The 17,919-nt window shown below is 39.8% G+C and carries 15 protein-coding genes; 13 read left to right on the top strand and 2 right to left on the bottom strand.

Annotated features, from left to right (window positions below):
- The first annotated feature begins 41 nt into the window (after nucleotides 1-41).
- The 7 genes from QSE00_RS25210 (at nucleotide 42) to QSE00_RS13230 (ending at nucleotide 6,862) form a co-directional block, all read left to right on the top strand.
- Complete coding sequence (locus tag QSE00_RS25210; protein WP_353477470.1) at nucleotides 42-197, top strand: four helix bundle protein; 156 nt, start codon at nucleotides 42-44, stop codon at nucleotides 195-197.
- Entirely contained in the window at nucleotides 139-387 is a 249-nt protein-coding gene (locus QSE00_RS13255; RefSeq protein ID WP_353477469.1) for a four helix bundle protein, read from the top strand. Before QSE00_RS25210 ends, QSE00_RS13255 begins: the two co-directional genes overlap by 59 nt.
- A 48-nt stretch (nucleotides 388-435) precedes the next feature.
- Nucleotides 436-1,626: an acetyl-CoA C-acyltransferase gene (locus QSE00_RS13250; protein WP_110357563.1), complete on the top strand. Its 1,191-nt coding sequence runs from the start codon at nucleotides 436-438 to the stop codon at nucleotides 1,624-1,626.
- 83 nt (nucleotides 1,627-1,709) lie between these two features.
- Nucleotides 1,710-3,518, top strand: a complete 1,809-nt coding sequence (locus QSE00_RS13245) for an acyl-CoA dehydrogenase family protein (protein WP_110357564.1) — start codon at nucleotides 1,710-1,712, stop codon at nucleotides 3,516-3,518.
- A 281-nt stretch (nucleotides 3,519-3,799) separates the two neighbouring features.
- Nucleotides 3,800-5,143, top strand: a complete 1,344-nt coding sequence (locus QSE00_RS13240) for a dihydrolipoyl dehydrogenase family protein (RefSeq protein ID WP_286106312.1) — start codon at nucleotides 3,800-3,802, stop codon at nucleotides 5,141-5,143.
- A 3-nt stretch (nucleotides 5,144-5,146) separates the two neighbouring features.
- Entirely contained in the window at nucleotides 5,147-6,070 is a 924-nt protein-coding gene (locus QSE00_RS13235) for a YihY/virulence factor BrkB family protein (protein WP_110357566.1), read from the top strand.
- Nucleotides 6,071-6,424: 354 nt separating this feature from the next.
- The gene (locus QSE00_RS13230; protein WP_110357567.1) at nucleotides 6,425-6,862 is read left to right on the top strand and encodes a response regulator; all 438 of its coding nucleotides are present in this window, start codon (nucleotides 6,425-6,427) and stop codon (nucleotides 6,860-6,862) included.
- A gap of 86 nt (nucleotides 6,863-6,948) precedes the next feature.
- Here QSE00_RS13230 and QSE00_RS13225 read toward each other — a convergent pair whose 3' ends face one another.
- Together QSE00_RS13225 and QSE00_RS13220 are read right to left on the bottom strand one after the other, a co-directional pair.
- Entirely contained in the window at nucleotides 6,949-9,432 is a 2,484-nt protein-coding gene (locus QSE00_RS13225) for a PAS domain-containing sensor histidine kinase (protein ID WP_286106311.1), read from the bottom strand.
- Nucleotides 9,429-9,884: a response regulator gene (locus QSE00_RS13220; protein ID WP_286106310.1), complete on the bottom strand. Its 456-nt coding sequence runs from the start codon at nucleotides 9,882-9,884 to the stop codon at nucleotides 9,429-9,431. Before QSE00_RS13220 ends, QSE00_RS13225 begins: the two co-directional genes overlap by 4 nt.
- Before the next feature lie 285 nt (nucleotides 9,885-10,169).
- Here QSE00_RS13220 and QSE00_RS13215 point away from each other — a divergent pair, with 285 nt between their 5' ends.
- The 6 genes from QSE00_RS13215 to QSE00_RS13190 all read left to right on the top strand — a co-directional run bounded on the left by QSE00_RS13215 (nucleotide 10,170) and on the right by QSE00_RS13190 (nucleotide 17,910).
- On the top strand, nucleotides 10,170-10,670 hold the full coding sequence (locus QSE00_RS13215; protein ID WP_286106309.1) for a hypothetical protein: 501 nt from the start codon (nucleotides 10,170-10,172) through the stop codon (nucleotides 10,668-10,670).
- Nucleotides 10,671-10,713: 43 nt separating this feature from the next.
- Nucleotides 10,714-12,417 carry a phytoene desaturase family protein gene (locus QSE00_RS13210; RefSeq protein WP_286106308.1) on the top strand — a complete coding sequence of 568 codons (1,704 nt, stop codon included), beginning with the start codon at nucleotides 10,714-10,716 and terminating at the stop codon, nucleotides 12,415-12,417.
- A 38-nt stretch (nucleotides 12,418-12,455) separates the two neighbouring features.
- Nucleotides 12,456-13,142: an SGNH/GDSL hydrolase family protein gene (locus QSE00_RS13205; protein ID WP_110357571.1), complete on the top strand. Its 687-nt coding sequence runs from the start codon at nucleotides 12,456-12,458 to the stop codon at nucleotides 13,140-13,142.
- Nucleotides 13,143-13,600: 458 nt separating this feature from the next.
- Nucleotides 13,601-14,608, top strand: a complete 1,008-nt coding sequence (locus QSE00_RS13200) for a glycosyltransferase (protein WP_286106307.1) — start codon at nucleotides 13,601-13,603, stop codon at nucleotides 14,606-14,608.
- 129 nt (nucleotides 14,609-14,737) lie between these two features.
- Entirely contained in the window at nucleotides 14,738-16,660 is a 1,923-nt protein-coding gene (locus QSE00_RS13195; protein ID WP_286106306.1) for a BatA domain-containing protein, read from the top strand.
- Complete coding sequence (locus QSE00_RS13190) at nucleotides 16,657-17,910, top strand: dihydroorotase (RefSeq protein WP_286106305.1); 1,254 nt, start codon at nucleotides 16,657-16,659, stop codon at nucleotides 17,908-17,910. The genes QSE00_RS13195 and QSE00_RS13190 overlap by 4 nt, the downstream gene beginning before the upstream one ends.
- The last annotated feature ends 9 nt before the right edge of the window (nucleotides 17,911-17,919 follow it).

Genomic DNA, 17,919 nt, shown 5'->3' with positions numbered 1-17,919 from the left:
CCACTATTATTGAGATTTGAGTATCTAGCAGTTAGAGACCAATGCATATTATTGAGGATTTGAAAATTTGGAAGAAGTCTATGGAAATGACAAAATCTGTTTATCAACTTGTCTCTGAATTGCCGTTAGAAGAGAAATTTGGACTTATTTCCCAAATTAAAAAGGAGTTCAATCCCAATTCCTTCAAACATTGCTGAAGGTACTGGAAGAAATTCAAATAAAGAATTTAAACATTTTTTGAGCATTGCAAATGGTTCGTTATATGAACTGCAAACACAATTAATTTTATTAATAGACTTAAATATAGTTACAAAAGAAAAAGTACAACCAGTAATTGAAACACGTATTGAAATCCAAAAAATGAACTATTCATTTCAAAGAAAATAATGATTCACAATACTAAAATCTCAATACTCAATACTAAAATAAAATAAAATGAAACAAGCCTTTATAGTAAAAGCATATAGGACCGCAGTAGGTAAAGCCCCCAAAGGCGTATTCCGATTTAAAAGAACGGATGAGTTGGCGGCCGAAACTATAGCGTATATGATGAATGAGTTGCCCCAATTGGACAAAAAGCGAATAGATGATGTAATCGTCGGCAATGCTATGCCAGAAGGTTCCCAAGGCCTTAATATGGCCCGTTTAATTTCCTTAATGGGACTTAATATTGTGGATGTCCCCGGGGTTACGGTCAATAGGTTTTGTTCCTCTGGAATAGAGACTATCGGTATAGCTACCGCAAAGATCCAGGCCGGTATGGCCGATTGTATTATTGCAGGTGGTGCAGAGAGCATGAGTGCGGTTCCAATGACCGGATATAAAACGGAACTCAACTATGACCTGGCCAAGGCAGGACACGAAGATTATTACTGGGGTATGGGAAATACTGCGGAAGCCGTAGCCAAACAATTCAATGTTTCCCGCGAAGACCAAGACGAGTTTGCCTATAATTCGCATATGAAAGCACTTAAGGCACAGGCAGAGGACCGTTTTCAAAGTCAGATCGTACCCATTGATGTTGAACAGATCTACGTGGATGATAATGGAAAAAAGGCCACAAAAAAATATACGGTGACCAAGGATGAGGGGCCACGAAAAGGTACCAGCAAGGAAGCTTTGGCTGGACTTCGACCAGTTTTTGCCGCGGGGGGTAGTGTTACGGCCGGTAATTCTTCGCAGATGAGCGATGGGGCTGCCTTTGTACTGGTAATGAGTGAGGATATGGTAAAGGAATTAAAATTGGAACCTATTGCAAGATTGGTCAACTATGCCGCTGCCGGTGTTGAGCCCAGAATCATGGGTATTGGCCCTGTAAAGGCCATTCCAAAGGCGCTGAAACAAGCCGGTCTTAAGCAAGATGATATTGAATTGATAGAATTGAACGAAGCTTTCGCCTCCCAGTCTTTGGCAGTAATACGCGAACTTGGTTTAAACAATGATATTGTGAATGTAAATGGGGGAGCCATTGCTCTTGGCCACCCATTGGGCTGTACCGGAGCCAAGTTGTCCGTTCAACTTTTTGATGAGATGAGAAAGAGAAATATGAAAGGTAAGTACGGTATGGTAACTATGTGCGTAGGGACTGGCCAGGGGGCAGCAGGGATATATGAATTTTTAAATTAAACAACGTACAGTGTACTGATTGTAGGAATAATTTTTCCAAAACATCTTCCCGATCACAACTGTAAAACTTAACAAGACTAACAATGAGCACAGAAACAACAACAAAAGAAATATTAAGGGGTGGACAGTTCCTTGTAAAGGAAACCAATTGCGAGGATATTTTTACACCGGAGGATTTTTCCGAAGAGCAAAAGATGATGAGGGACTCCGTTATCGAATTCAACGATAGGGAGATTGTGGCCAATAGAAACCGTTTCGAGGCCAAGGATTACGCCCTAACACAGGAGGTAATGACCAAGGCCGGAGAAATGGGCTTTTTGGGAGTTGCGGTTCCTGAGGCCTATGGGGGATTGGGAATGGGCTTTATCTCTACCATGATCGTATGCGAATATATTTCTAGCGGAAGTGGTTCTTTTAGTACCGCCTTTGGTGCACATACCGGTATAGGTACCATGCCCATTACATTGTATGGTACCGAAGCCCAAAAGCAAAAATATGTTCCTAAATTGGCTACTGGTGAATGGTTTGGAGCCTACTGTTTAACAGAACCCGGCGCAGGTAGTGATGCCAATTCGGGTAAGACCACCGCTACCCTTTCCGCAGATGGTAAGAGCTACAAGATCAATGGTCAGAAAATGTGGATATCCAATGCCGGATTCTGCAAATTGTTTATTGTTTTTGCAAGAATAGAAAACGACAAAAACATCACTGGGTTTATAGTGGAAAATGACCCAAGTAATGGTATTACCTTAGGGGAAGAGGAACATAAATTGGGCATTCGGGCCTCCTCTACCAGGCAGGTTTTCTTTAACGATACTGTTGTTCCCGCTGAAAACATGCTTTCTGAAAGGGGAAATGGATTTAAAATTGCCATGAACGCCTTAAATATTGGACGTATCAAATTAGCAGCCGCCTGTTTGGATTCCCAAAGGAGAATTACTACCAACGCCCTAAGATATGCTACTGAACGCAAGCAGTTCAAGACGGCCATCGTAGATTTCGGAGCTATAAAATCCAAGTTGGCGGAAATGGCGACCAGTTTGTATGCCGGGGAAGCTGCCTCATACAGAGCGGCCAAAAATATAGAAGATCGGATTGCCATGCGTATTGCGGCTGGTAATAGCCACCAAGAAGCTGAACTTAAAGGTGTGGAAGAATATGCCATTGAATGTTCCATTTTAAAAGTTGCTGTATCCGAAGATGTGCAGAACTGCTCGGACGAGGGTATACAAATCTTTGGAGGTATGGGCTTTTCGGAAGAAACTCCAATGGAAGCCGCTTGGAGAGATGCGCGTATAGCCAGGATATATGAAGGTACCAATGAAATAAACAGAATGTTATCGGTTGGCCTGTTGGTCAAGAAAGCAATGAAAGGGCATGTAGACCTTTTGGGTCCGGCTACTGCCGTAGGAAATGAACTAATGGGCATTCCCTCTTTTGACACCCCTGACTATTCAGAATTGTTGTCCGAAGAAAAGGAAATGGTTGCAAAACTTAAGAAAGTATTCTTAATGGTGGCCGGTTCTGCAGTCCAAAAATATGGACCTGCCCTAGATGAACATCAAATGCTACTGTTGGCCGCATCCAATATTTTAATCGAGATTTATTTGGCCGAATCTGCAATCCTAAGAACGGAGAAAAATGCAAAACGATTTGGGGAAGCAGCTCAAAAAGAACAAATTGCCATGTCCAAACTGTACTTGTACAATGCAGTGGACACAGTAATAAAAAATGGCAAGGAAGCCATTGTTTCAATGGCTGAAGGCGATGAGCAACGTATGATGCTTATGGGACTCAAGCGTTTTACAAAATATACCAACCAACCCAACGTGGTTGAACTTCGGAATATCATTGCCGATAAGCTTAAGGCTGAAAACAAGTATTGTTTTTAGTGAAGATAGACTAACTCAAGCTCATGCTTCATAATGAAGCAAAAACGAAGAACCGCTCCCAAAAGAGCGGTTCTTCTGTTTGTTGTTTGCTACCCCACATTCTTTTATGCTTCTCCCCCATCCCTTCCTACAGAAAATTATCGAAAGGATTTACCAATACCTTCCCCGGCATTCTTCCCTATTTTGATAGTTTTATCAAATTAAAAACCCTATACCTATTGGGTTAAATTATTACTCAAATAAATCAACCTATTACTATAGAACCCAATACCTTGAGGGTTATGAAAAATATGGATGTTTTTGTAATAGGTAGTGGCAGTGCCGGCCAAAAAGTTGCACTAACCTGTGCCAAGGGTGGTTTAAAAGTTGCCATTGCCGATAATCGCGAATATGGCGGTACTTGTGGTAACAGGGGCTGTATTCCTAAAAAAATACTTTTAGCCCCCTCCGAAACCTATGAACTGGCCCGTAACTTAATGGGAAAAGGTATTTCCGCCAAGCCGAAATTGGATTGGAGGACACTGCAGAAATTTAAACGCGAATTTACCCAACCAGTTCCAAAATCCACCGAAAAGGAATTGGAAAAGCTGGGAATTGAAATGTACCATCAATCACCCAAATTTTTAGGAGAACAGACCTTATCCGTCGAAGGAAAAATCCTAAAAGCCAATAAAATAGTTATAGCAACAGGACAAATACCAAGAAACCTTACCTTCAAAGGAGCGGAATTCCTTAAAAACAGTGACGATTTTCTACGGCTGGAGAAACTGCCAAAGTCTATGGTCTTTATTGGTGGAGGCTATATAGCCATGGAGTTTGCCCATATGGCCGCAAGGGCAGGAAGTAAAATAACCATCATTGAGCATGGAGGAAACATACTAAAAATCTTTGACAGGGACATGGTACGCCATCTTAGGAAAGTTTCCGAAGACCTGGGGATAGAAATTATATATAATGGGGAAATACTACAGCTGGAGAAACTGAAAAAAAATCTTCGCATCCAATATACCCAGGACGGAGAAAAAAAGTCGCTCAAAACAGGTGTCGTATTCAATACTGCCGGAAGGGTTCCTGCCATAAACTCCTTGGACCTGGAAAAAGGCAAGGTATCCTATTCCGATAAGGGCATACTTGTAAATGGATACCTACAAAACACTGAGAATCCAAATGTATACGCCTGCGGTGACGTATCGGACCATGGTCTGCCCCTTACCCCCTTATCGGGCTTGGAGGGTGCCATTGTAGCAGAAAATATACTTTATGGCAATTCAAAAAAGATAAAAACATCAGTAATCCCATCGGCGGTCTTCACCTTGCCAAATTTGGCATCGGTGGGCGTATCGGAAGAAGAGGCCAAAAGTAGATATAAGTCGGTAACGATCAATTATAAATCTGTTCCGGAATGGTATAACGCCAAAAGAATAAATACGTCGGCATACGCCTATAAAATTATAATCAACGACCGAACCAAACAAGTCGTTGGGGCACACCTTTTATCACCACACGCTGCGGAAACGATCAACTTATTCGCCCTGGCCATAAACCAGCAAATGACAACGGAAGACTTAAAAAGCATGATTTTCACCTTCCCATCCTGGGCCAGCGATATAAAAAGCATGATATAATATATGGCCAAAGAGACAAATAGTGATAAATTCAAGTTGCAACATCTACCCTCCTTAATAGTAGATACCTTTAAAGCTTGGAATGCAGATGACCCTTTTCGGCTGAGTGCCGTAGTGGCCTATTATGCCATACTTTCCTTACCAGGGCTGTTGGTCATTATCATTAATCTGGTAGGTTCCATATGGGGCATTGAGATTGTGCAGGGTGAACTCACAAATGAGATTTCCAAGGCCTTGGGCAGGGATGCTGCCGAATCCATACAAACCATGATGTTGGAAACCCAAAACGGGAACAAAAGTACCATTGCGAATATTTTAGGCTTTGCTACCATAATTTTTGGTGCCACTGGTGTTTTTTACCATTTACAACTTTCACTGAATCAGATTTGGCAAATTAAACCAGACCCCGATTCAAACTTTATGAAGATGCTCATTGACAGGGCCAGAAGTTTCGCCTTTATATTGGTAATCGGTTTTTTATTATTGGTCAGTTTTTTGGTGACTGCAGCAATTTCGGCTCTTAACGGTTACATCCGAAGCGTGCTGCCCGATTTTATACTATATATAGCCTTTATCCTGGATTTTTTAGTTTCAATAGGCATCGTGACAATTCTTTTTGCTCTAATTTTTAGATTTTTACCCGACACAAAAATACGGTGGAAGACCGTTTGGATCGGGGCACTTATTACCGCTGTACTTTTTGTTTTTGGCAAATTTTTATTGGGACTTTATTTTGGAGAGGCAGATCCAGGTTCTACTTATGGTGCGGCCGGCACTGTAGTACTAATGCTACTATGGGTTTCATATTCCTGTTTAATTCTGTTTTTTGGGGCAGAATTTACATGGGTCTATGCCAATCGTTATGGCCTGGGTATTAAGTCCAGTTCCAAAAAAAATAACAATAAACAAGAAATAGGGAGTGCGTAAGGCACTCAGGAGAACATTTTTGTCTCATCGCCTACATTGGGCAGAAAGGATGCTTTTTTTTTGAAACTTCTATTTTGTAGTGGATTGGTAGTCTTATCCAGAAAGAATGATAGTACCGGTTATAACTATAAAGAATGTGGAAAATTTATGGGTCCATTCTCCATACACTTTTTCCCGATAGATGTATCCAAAGTTTTATTGGGTTAATTTTCCAATCAATAGGCCACTTCTTTCTTTATAAATTCATCTAAATTTAAGTGGTTTTAGTATTTATTAGAAAAATCAGGATCAAGGTTATGACAGCACTTTAAAAAATATTCCTTGATCGGTAAACAATCAATTAAAATTGAAGTTATGAATCCAATACGTATTTTTTTGGCAGATGATGATCAAGATGATCGCGAAATTTTCTTGGACGCTTTGGCAGAATTACCTATTAAAACTTCGATAAAACAGTTTGAAAACGGTGTGGATTTGATGGCAGAACTGTATTCCGAAAGTCCCTTGCCCAATATCATTTTTTTAGACCTTCGGATGCCGCTTATGGATGGATTTGAATGTCTGGCGGATATCCGGAACATCCCCGAATATTCAAAAATAAAAGTAATCATTTATTCTACATCCTATAACCAAAACGAGGTAGACCAATTGAAGGAAGCCGGTGCCAATCAATATTTAAAGAAACCCAATTCATTCAATCAACTGAAGACCTTATTATATAAATCTATCAGACCCCTAAAAAATGAAAACACCAGGCTTGATGACGTCTTTCAATTTACCATGCTAGTTTAACACAAAAGATCAACTAGCCTTAATTTTAAGTATATGCATGCAAAAATAGTGTTGGAAAATTTCCATTTTAATATTGTAAAGCCCTATTACTCGGCAGGTAGATATATATCAAAAGTGGCACCCTTGCCCACTTGGCTTTTGGCCGTAATTATTCCATTGTGATTTTCTACAATTCGCTTTATTATAGCTAGACCAATACCGGTCCCAGGATATTCTGTACGTCCGTGGAGACGCTGGAACAATTCAAAAATCTTTTCGCTGTATTCCTGATCAAAACCTATCCCATTATCGGTAAATATAATGTGGCAGTAGTTTTTGTCCTTCCGAATATTTTCACCATCCAGTACTTGGCCATTAACGAACTCATTTTTTATTGTTATCCTTACAGCCTTCCCTGGACTTGAAAACTTTAAGGAATTACTTATAAGATTATAAAAGAGTTGCTTAAATTGAAATGGAATTATTTTCACCTCACAGGTCTTATCCGTGTCAATTACGGCATTTTTTTGTAAGAGTTCCTCACTAAGTTCTTGTTTCACTTCCTCAATAATAAGATTCAGATTGGTCTTTTCAAAATCGCCTTCCAAATTGTGGGTGCGGGAATAGGCCAACAAATCTTCGATAAGCGATTGCATCCGCTCTGCGGACAACTGCATCCTTTTAAATAGATATTTTCCATTTTCGGAAAGGGTATCCTTATCCTTTTCGATGATTCTGGAAGCAAAGGTCTGTATTTTCCTTAAAGGCTCTTGTAAGTCATGGCTCGATATATACGCAAAGGATTGGAGTTCCTTGTTCATTTTCTGTAGTTCAATGTTCTTTTCCTCCAGCTCGGCTCGCTTTTCCTTAAGCGCGTCATCCGATTCTTTCTTAACGGTAAGGTCATGGGTTACTTTGGAATATCCTATTAATTCATTGAATTCATTATGTACTGCAGTAATTACCACACTGGCCCAGAATAATTTTTTATCCTTCCTTACGCGCCATCCTTCCTGTACTGCCTTGCCGTTTCTGGCAGCCATTCCCAACAACCTTTTGGGAAGTCCGCTTTTTTTATCTTCCTCTGTGTAAAAATTGGAAAAATCCTTACCTATAATCTCTTCGGCCTTATACCCCTTAATTTTTTCTGCTCCCGTATTCCAGTTCTCCACAATTCCTTCCGGGTTCAAGTAAAGAATGGCGTAGTCCTGTACCTCTTCCACCATGAGGTGATAGCGCTGTTCACTTTTCTTGAGCGACTCGTTTAATTCTACCAGCTCTGCTGTACGCTCCTGAACCTTTTTTTCCAATTCGTCAAGGAAAATTTTCTGTTCCTGTATATCGGTACTACTCCCCACCCACATTTGTATTATTCCGCCATCATTGCGCTGTGGTTTTGCACGGCTCAACTGCCATCGATATTCACCATCATGTCTTCGAAAGCGATGCTCCAATAAAAAATCCTTTCCTGTTGCGATAGAATCCTCCCAGGTCTTAAAATTCTTTATCCTGTCATCCGGATGCACCATCTGCAACCATCCCCTATTGATCAATTGATCCTGTGACAATCCGGAAAACTCAAAAACTGATTGGTTAAAGTAATTCAAATTGCCATCTGGATCTGCAGTCCATACGAATTGGGGAAGTGAGTCCGCCAGTAGTCGGAATTTTTTTTCACTTTCCTCTAATCTCTTGCGGGCAATTACTTGGTCTGTAACTTCAATGCCCAAAGCCATTATTCCTTCTATTTTCCCTGTAGTATCCAAAAGTGGTTCGTAACCAAAATTTAGATATGCCATATGCAATTTCCCTTTCCTCATGATTTGCACAGGAAATTCCAAGGTAGAAAAAGATTTGCCTGTACTATAAACCCCGTCCAACAACTCTTTAATACCTTGCGACTTTAATTCTGGCATTACTTCCAAAATTGGTTGTCCCAATACTTCGCTTTCTTTTCTTCCCCACATTTCCAAGGCAAGGGAATTGGCCAATTCAGTTAGATGATCCTTGCCTTGGAATATAGCTATCGATACAGGTGCTTGGGCTATCATGGTGCGAAGCCTTTGTTCACTTTCTTCCAATTCTTTTTTCGCAATTACGGTTTCGGTAGTCTCTGTGCAGGTAACGACCACACCACTTACATTGCCAAAATCATCAAATGCGGCACTATAGCAGAAAGTCCAATATATCTCCTCCATGCTTCCATTTCGATAAAATGGCACCAATTGGTCACTAAAGGAAATAGGTTTAGCGGTAGTGACTACTTTATGGATCAAGGGGCCAATGAACTCCCAAATCTCCGGCCAAACTTCCTTGCCCTTTTTTCCAATAGCCGGATGCTTTCCTTCATTTCCTAAACTTGGCCTGTACGCATCATTATAAAAGCAGATAAGGTCATCGCCCCAAAAGAGAAACATAGGATAGGATGAATGCAAAATAATGGCTAAGGTAGTACGTAAACTAACAGGCCAATTGCCTATATGTCCCAGGCTCGTATTGCCCCAGTCCATTTCCCTGATAAGATCTCCCATTTGGCCCCCATTCTCAAGGAACTTGAGATCATTTGCTTTATAGGTTGAATTCAGTTTCATTTACTTGACGCTTGTATCACAAATTCTTCTCTGGAAGATTGCATATCCTTTGTTTGTTGGATCAATTCAATTGTCCTGTTGATTACTGATTTAAGATCAGAAAAATCCGCTGGTTTGCGAATATAGTATTGTGCTCCCTTGGCATACAATTGGTCCATGACATCAATATTGGAAGAAGTGGAATAAATTATTACAGGCAAATGTCTAAATTTTGCACTTCGTTTTATTTCGGTTAAACACTCCGCTCCCGATTTCATGGGCATATTCAAATCTAGAAATAATACTTGTGGCAGATTGCTCAAATTATTTTCAAGAAAATCCATTAGCGCTACCCCATTGTTAACCGTTTTCAAAGTTGCGCACAAAGCTAGCTCGTCCAAAGCTTCCTTAAAAAACATGCAATCGTCTTCATCATCGTCTGCAAGAAGTATTTGAAAATCCCTATGGTCCACGTCTTATTGATTTAGAAATTGAAATTAACATTTACCTCTTTTAATCCAATTAGGTAAAAATAAACAAAAATAATCGCCAATTGAATTTCCACTGAAATTGTTTATAAAAGGGCCTATTCCCAGGATTATTCCGGACAGGGTTTATAGGCATCCCATTATTTTTGGCTTATCTTCCTTGCATATATACGGAAAGGCTTATACCTTTAAAAACAAATGGGCGGTTAACACAAGTTTCAATTAGTTATGGCATTGCCAAGCACCACTCACTGTACTTTAGAATGCCATATGAACAATTACAAAGTCAAAAACCTATCTCCCCATAGCTTTATTGTTATACTTTCCATCTTACATGCCCTTTTGACTTTTGGCACATTGTTTTTTGCTAGTGTCGTCTTTATCAAGTCCGATAGTATTTTTCTGGAATTTAGTACCGACAAACGTATTTTTATTTACATAGTGCCCATGGTGTCCATGGTCAGTTATTTTGGAAGCAATCTGTTCTATAATACACAACTGGCCAACATATCCAAAAACAAGTCACTAAATGAAAAATTGATGCTTTATCTACAGGCATGCGGGCTAAGATATGCGTTTGTAGTGGCCGCAGTAATAATGGGCACTATAGCTTTTGGGGCATACAACCATATTTTTTATCTGGTCATCTCCTTACTTTTACTTCTATATCTTTTTAAGCTAAGACCTACCAAATACAGGGTTATGGCCGATTTGGAATTAAACTTGGAGGACCAACAATACTTTCAAAAAGTGAAGGAGGAAATAAAATAAAATTGGTCGTTACCAATATCTTGGTATATTCAACACGTATAAAATGGACTCCAAAGACAAAAATTACAAGGATATAGATACTATAATCATCGGTTCTGGTGCCGGCGGACTGTCTGCCGCCATTTGTCTGTCCAAAGCGGGTCAACGGGTGATGGTCTTGGAACAGCACGATGTCCCCGGCGGTTGGTGCCATAGCTTCTATTTAAACGGCCACCGTTTTTCTCCAGGAGTACATTATATTGGCCTGCTAGGGGAAGGAGAGTCAACAAGGATCCTATATGAAGGGTTGGGGATTGCCAATGACCTGGTTTTTTTTAGAATGAATCCCAAGGGATATGAACACTGCTTTATTGGAGAGGAAAGAATTGATCTGCCAGGCAATATAAATGAATTGAGTACTACACTAGGGCTAAGGTTCCCTAAGGAAAAAAAACGCATCGATCATTATTTGAAGTTGGTCAGGAATGTTTCCCGACAAATACAACTGATTCCCAAGATCAGTGGCTTTTGGGATAATATTACCATCCCTTTTAGAACCAAGCACATGGGCAAATATGCACTTTTCAGCCTGAAGCGTGTTATCAACTGGCATATTAAAGACCCCCTACTGCAAAAAGTTCTCAATATACAATGGGGAGACCACGGATTGGCTCCTTCGCGGGCAAGCTTTCCCTTGCACTGCGCTGTTATGGACCATTATTTTAACGGGGGATACTACCCTATGGGTGGCGGAGCCGCCATAGTAAAGGCCATGACCAAGACGCTTCAAAAAAATGGTGGTACCATACGTACTGGAACAGCGGTAAAAAGCATTATTTTGGAAGGGGATAAAAAGAGGAAAGCCATAGGGGTGGAATTGGAAAATGGGGAGAAACTATATGCATCCAGAATTATTTCCAATGCTGATCCTGGAATTACCTATTTAAAATTGGTAAAAGAACAAAACCTAAGTAAAAAACTTCTTAAAAAACTAAAGAAAACAAAGTATTCCTGTAGCTCGTTAATGCTTTTTCTTACCGTGGATATGGATGTTCGCAAATTAGGAATGGATTCAGGCAATATATGGTTGATGGACAACAGGGATATGGACTTAATTTACGAAGAGATGACCGCAGTGGATATCAGTGGTGGAAACGTATTTCCAGGTTTGTTCATTAGCTGCACTACCCTAAAAGACCCTACAAGTTTCGATGGAAAACACCATTCCCTCGAAGTCATTACCTATATCAATCCAGATGCTTTCTCAAAATTCAACAATGAGCACAAACAACGATCCAAAGAATATTTGGAATTTAAGGAAATCCTGACCTCCAAAATGATAAATACCCTAGAAAGTGCCCTACCCGGCATTAAAGAGCATATTGTTCATAAGGAACTGGGAACCCCAGTCACCAATAAGCACTATTTAAATGCAACCAGGGGCAGTGTATACGGTACAGAAAAAAGTTTTGGACAGATAGGTCCCTTTGCTTTTAAAGCCAAGAGTGAAATTAAAAATTTGTATATGTGCGGAGCAAGTATTCAATCCCACGGAGTGGCAGGCTCTAGTTACTCCGGGGTCCAAACAGCGGCCACCATACTAAATTGCAGGCAAGATGACTTAATAAAACCAGATGATTTCCAAAATATTAGAATCTTTGAAGCGGAAGACAATTCCAATTATCCAATAGATATCCAACAAAAAATAAATTTGAGAAAAGCTCGATTGCTATCAAAGGAAAGAAAATCAGTAAAAAATCAACTCTAATCCAATTATTAATCTTTTTATTAATAACTTTTATCCATATGAAAACCCTAAAATTATCCATTGCCCTTTTGGTACTGACCATAGTTACCGTTAATAGTAGTTTTTCCCAGGATTGGCCCAATCTGGAACATTTCTCCAAAGACAATAAAGCAATAGGCCAAGCCACTGCTGAAGAAAATCGCGTAGTATTTATGGGCAATTCCATTACCATTGGATGGATAAAGACCAGACCGGATTTCTTTAAGGGCAAACCCTATATCAATAGAGGTATTAGCGGACAGACAACCCCCCAAATGCTCCTACGCTTTAGACAGGATGTAATCGATTTAAAGCCTAAAGTTGTCGTGATTTTGGCCGGTACCAACGACATAGCAGGAAATACAGGACCTTCTAGCCTGAAAATGATTGTGGACAATATTAAATCGATGGCCGAACTGGCCCGATCCAATGGAATTAAAGTTATTGTCTCCTCCGTCCTCCCAGCTTTCGATTACCCTTGGAGACCAGGATTAAAACCCAATGAAAAAATCCCTGCATTAAACTCCCTGTTAAAGGAATATACCGAAGCAAATGGCCATATCTATCTGGACTATTTTACTGCCATGGCCGATAGCAGAAACGGGCTTCCCAAAAAATATGCAGAAGATGGGGTACATCCTACTGCAGCGGGTTATGCCGTAATGGAATCAATGGTGGAAGCAGCAATCAAGAAGGCGTTGCAATAGCCATGGACTATGCGCCCTATACCTCCTAAATAATTAGTGTACTGTAGTATTTTTCACCTAAGTTGTATTCAACAATGGGGAAGCTACTCTTCATAATCCTTTCTGTAAGTGGTTTTGGGGTCACGCACAAGATATTTTTGAGGTAAAGGGGCTGGGTATAGCCGCATCCAATCACAATGGTGTTGCCGAATGGGCACGGTTTGTTGACAAAGAGTTGGGTCCAAACGGGATTAACACGCTAATACATCGGGTAGAATTTAATCATACCTACAAACCAAGACCGAAATTAAAGGGCAACCACCCATTGTCCAACCAACATATAAAGGAATCGGAGGGCAGAAACCAAATTAAATTTTGGTATATAAAATTATTCGCCAAAAGGGATATACATTCAATATGGTGAACAATGTCACCCATTAAAATGCCCTATTTGGGAGATATATTTCTAATTTTGAAGGATGAAGAAGAGAACTATCAGTATCCTTATTCCATTTAAGAATACCGCAGAATTCCTACCGGACTGCATACAATCCATCATCAACCAAACTTATGACAACTGGGAAATCCTAGCTGTTAATGACCATTCTACAGACAACAGTTTGGATGTCATGCATTCGTATGCGCAAAAAGAAACCAGGATCAACGTATTGAAAAATGAGGGTAAGGGAATTATAGAAGCCCTAAGAACTGCCTATTCCCATGCCCAGGGCACTTATATAACCAGAATGGATTCCGATGACATTATGTCGCCGAATAAATTGGAAAATATGGTCCGTTCCCTTGAAAAGCTAGGACAAGGACATATAGCCTTGGGAAAGGTGAAATACTTTTCCAAGGAAGGAGTTGGAGATGGTTATAAAAGTTATGAAAAATGGTTGAACCACTTAACGGAAAAAGGGCTGAACTATTCGGAAATATATAAGGAATGTGTAATACCTTCCCCCTGTTGGATGGTACATAGGACAGATCTGGAGAGGGCTGGGTCATTTACTTCAAATCGGTATCCGGAAGATTACGACCTGGCCTTCCGGTTTTATGAACAGGATCTAAAATGTATCCCAACCAATGAACTCCTTCATTATTGGCGAGATTATGGCCATAGAACTTCCAGAACTAGTGAACACTATGCCCAGAATTATTTCTTGGACATAAAACTACACTATTTCCTAAAGCTGGACCGAGATAATGAAAGCCCCTTAGTGCTGTGGGGTGCAGGCAATAAAGGAAAAGCCTTGGCCAAAAATCTTCTAAAAAAAAACATAGCATTTATATGGGTATGCAACAACTCCAATAAAATTGGATTGGATATATATGATAAGAGGATGAATCATTATCTGGAATTAAGTAAACTCCAAAAAGCCCAGGTCATAATTACGGTTGCCAACAAAGAAGCTCAGGAATTTATAAAGGACTATTTGCAGGATCAGGGAAAAAATAGGGTTCAAGATTATTTCTTTTTTTGCTAAACTGCAATTGAGGCACTATTTTAAGGAATATTTTCACTTTTCCCAGTAACTTATTTAGTTCATAGATGTGCAATAAATTTAAGACCGGCTCGAAATTCTTTTCTTATATTTGAAAAATTAAATTTAGGAATGCTGTTTAAACATCCGGAACTCCTTTGGGCCCTTTTACTTCTCCTCATTCCTATTTTTATTCACCTTTTCCAACTCCGTAGATTCAAAAAGACCCCATTTACCAATGTAAGGATCTTAAAAAAGGTAGTAGCGGAGTCCAGAAAGAGCAACTCCATAAAGAAGTGGCTACTGTTGTTTACCCGGCTATTGCTCCTAACGTCACTTATTGTTGCGTTTGCCCAACCCTTTATTCCTGGTAAATCGGCGCTTAAAAGCAATGAAATAGTTATTTACCTCGATAATTCCCTAAGTATGCAGGCTAAGATGGGAACCGGTACCTTACTGGAAAACATGGTACAGGAAATATTAAAATTTGTTCCCAAAGAAAATGTTTTCACCCTTTTCTCCAATGATAAGATATATAGGGAAGTCCGTATAGGGGATATTAAAAACGATTTGCTTGCCCTACCCTATTCCAACAATCAATTACAGTTGAAAGAAATTTATTTAAAGGCCAAGACTTTGTTCTCCAAGACAGAAGGGACGCGTAAAGATCTAGTCTTGATTTCCGATTTTCAAAAAAGTATTAATTCTACCATTTTAGACTCGCTCCCCGACATACATAGACATTTCATAAAATCGACTCCGAAAAACCTTGGTAATATTTCCATCGACACTGTATTTGTAAACGCTAGATCCTCGGAGAATTTGGATTTAAAAAGCATACTCACTACCAACACGGAAGTGGACAACACTCCGATTTCCCTATATAATGGAGATCAATTGATTGCAAAAACCTCGGTTACATTCAATAAAAATAAAAAAGGCGAGGTTATTTTCACCGTTCCGGCAAACGAGATTATAAATGGCAAAATTTCAATCTCAGATGCAGGTCTCAATTATGACAACCAACTTTACTTCAATTTGGCCAAGCCTGATAAAATCAAGGTATTATCCATAGGGGACGCCGATAATGATTACTTGAGGCGTATATTTGATGAGGAGGTATTCCAGTATTCCAATCTAAGTTTAAAGTCATTGGATTACAGCCTGTTGGAATCGCAAAATCTGATTATACTCAATGAACTTAACTCGGTCCCCACAGCCTTGCAAAACGCTTTGCAAGCCTTTAAAAATACCGGAGGCAGTTTCGTGGTTGTTCCAAGTGGCCAAGCCAATCTGGAAAACTACAATTCCTTTTTAACCGGGCTTTTAAATACTGTGATAATTTCTTCGGTTAAGGAAGATCGAAAAATTAGTCAGATTGCCTTTGCCCATCCCCTGTACAGGAATGTGTTCGAAAAGGAAGTAACCAATTTCCAATATCCCTCCGTCAATTCCTTCTATGGTATAAAATCGGCTCTGCCAAAAATCCTTTCTTATCAAAGTGGCGATCCATTTTTAGTAGGCGATAACGGCACTTATTTATTTACAGCGTCCATAGCCAAGGAAAATTCGAATTTTTTAAATTCCCCCTTAATTGTCCCGACCCTCTACAACATGGGTATGGCAAGTCTAAAGATTCCCAAAATCTATGAAATGATAGGTAACAAAACCACTGTTGACATTCCAGTTAACCTAACAAAAGATCGGATTTTGAAAGTATCCCAAAAAGATTTCGAATTTATTCCCTATCAACAGTCTTTTGCCAACAAAACTACCCTGACTTTTGACGACTATCCAGGGTTTGCAGGAATCTACCATATAACAGACGAAGGAAAGGCCATTAAAAACATAAGTTTCAACTTTCCCAGAGCGGAAAGCCAACTGCACTATATGGACTTAAATGAGCTTGATGCAGGCAGTAGAAATGATAATGTTGCCAGCTTGTTCCAAAATTTAGAAAAAGACAATAGCATCAACGAGCTTTGGAAATGGTTTGTTATTTTAGCATTAGCATTTATATTTATTGAGGTTCTTATCCAAAAATTTCTCAAATGAACATACTTTTAAAATCTGCCAAAATAGTTTCTCCCTCCAACAAGGAACTTCATTTAAAAAAGCGCGATATATTTATAAAAAATGGGGTAATTGAAGCTATTGCCGCCAATTTGGATATTCAAGAAAAAACAAAGGTCGTCCAGTTGAAGAATCTTCATGTTTCCCTTGGGTGGTTCGATTCGAGTGTAAGTTTTGGAGAACCGGGCTACGAAGAACGGGAGACCGTTGAAAATGGCCTTTACACAGCCGCAAGGAGTGGTTTTACCAACATTGTCCTAAACCCCAATACCAATCCCTTGCCCGACAGTAGCTCCGATATTGTATTTTTAAAAAATGCCTCGAAAAATGCAGCTACTTCACTTCATGCTTTGGGAACATTGACCGTTAAATCTGACGGAGAAAGTTTGGCCGAACTATATGATATGAAAACTGCCGGCGCCGTAGGATTTTATGATTACAAATTACCTATAAGGAACTCAAATCTCTTGAAAATTGCCCTGCAATATGCCCATAATTTTAATGGACTCGTACATTCCTTTCCTATGGATATGCAGATTGCCGGAAAAGGAGTTGTAAACGAAGGGGAAGTATCTACCAAACTAGGGTTAAAAGGAATTCCCAATTTAGCCGAGGAGCTTAATATTGTGAGGGATCTGTTCATATTGGAATATACGGGAGGAAAACTACACATCCCTACTATTTCAACCGCCAATTCCGTAAAACTCATTGCAGAGGCCAAGAAAAAGGGACTGGATGTGAGCTGCAGTGTGGCCATACACAACCTCTGCTTCACCGACGGGACTTTGACCGAGTTCGACTCCCACTATAAATTGATGCCGCCGCTTAGAACCCAATCAGATCGCAAAGCCCTGATTAAGGGATTAAAGGATGGAACCATCGATTTTGTTACTACAGACCACAGGCCTATGGATATTGAACACAAACGAGTGGAATTCGATAATGCCTCTTACGGTACCATAGGTCTGGAAAGCGCTTTTGGAATGTTGAATGGAATTTTTGATCTGGACACCACCATTTCCCTCTTGACCAAAGGTCGCGAAAGATATGGCATTGAAGCACCACGCTTAACAATTGGTGAAAACGCAGTGCTAACTTTGTTTGATCCTGATCAGGAATACACCTTTGAAGAGCAGCACATTTTATCCAATTCCAAGAATAGCTGCTTTTTGGGAAGTAAACTTAGAGGAAAGGTCTACGGAGTTGTGACAAACAACCAAATAATTAACTAAATTTATAGA

It is taken from the genome of Arenibacter flavimaris (assembly GCF_030291335.1).
Lineage (GTDB): Bacteria > Bacteroidota > Bacteroidia > Flavobacteriales > Flavobacteriaceae > Arenibacter.
This window is presented reverse-complemented; position numbering and strand designations above follow the sequence as displayed.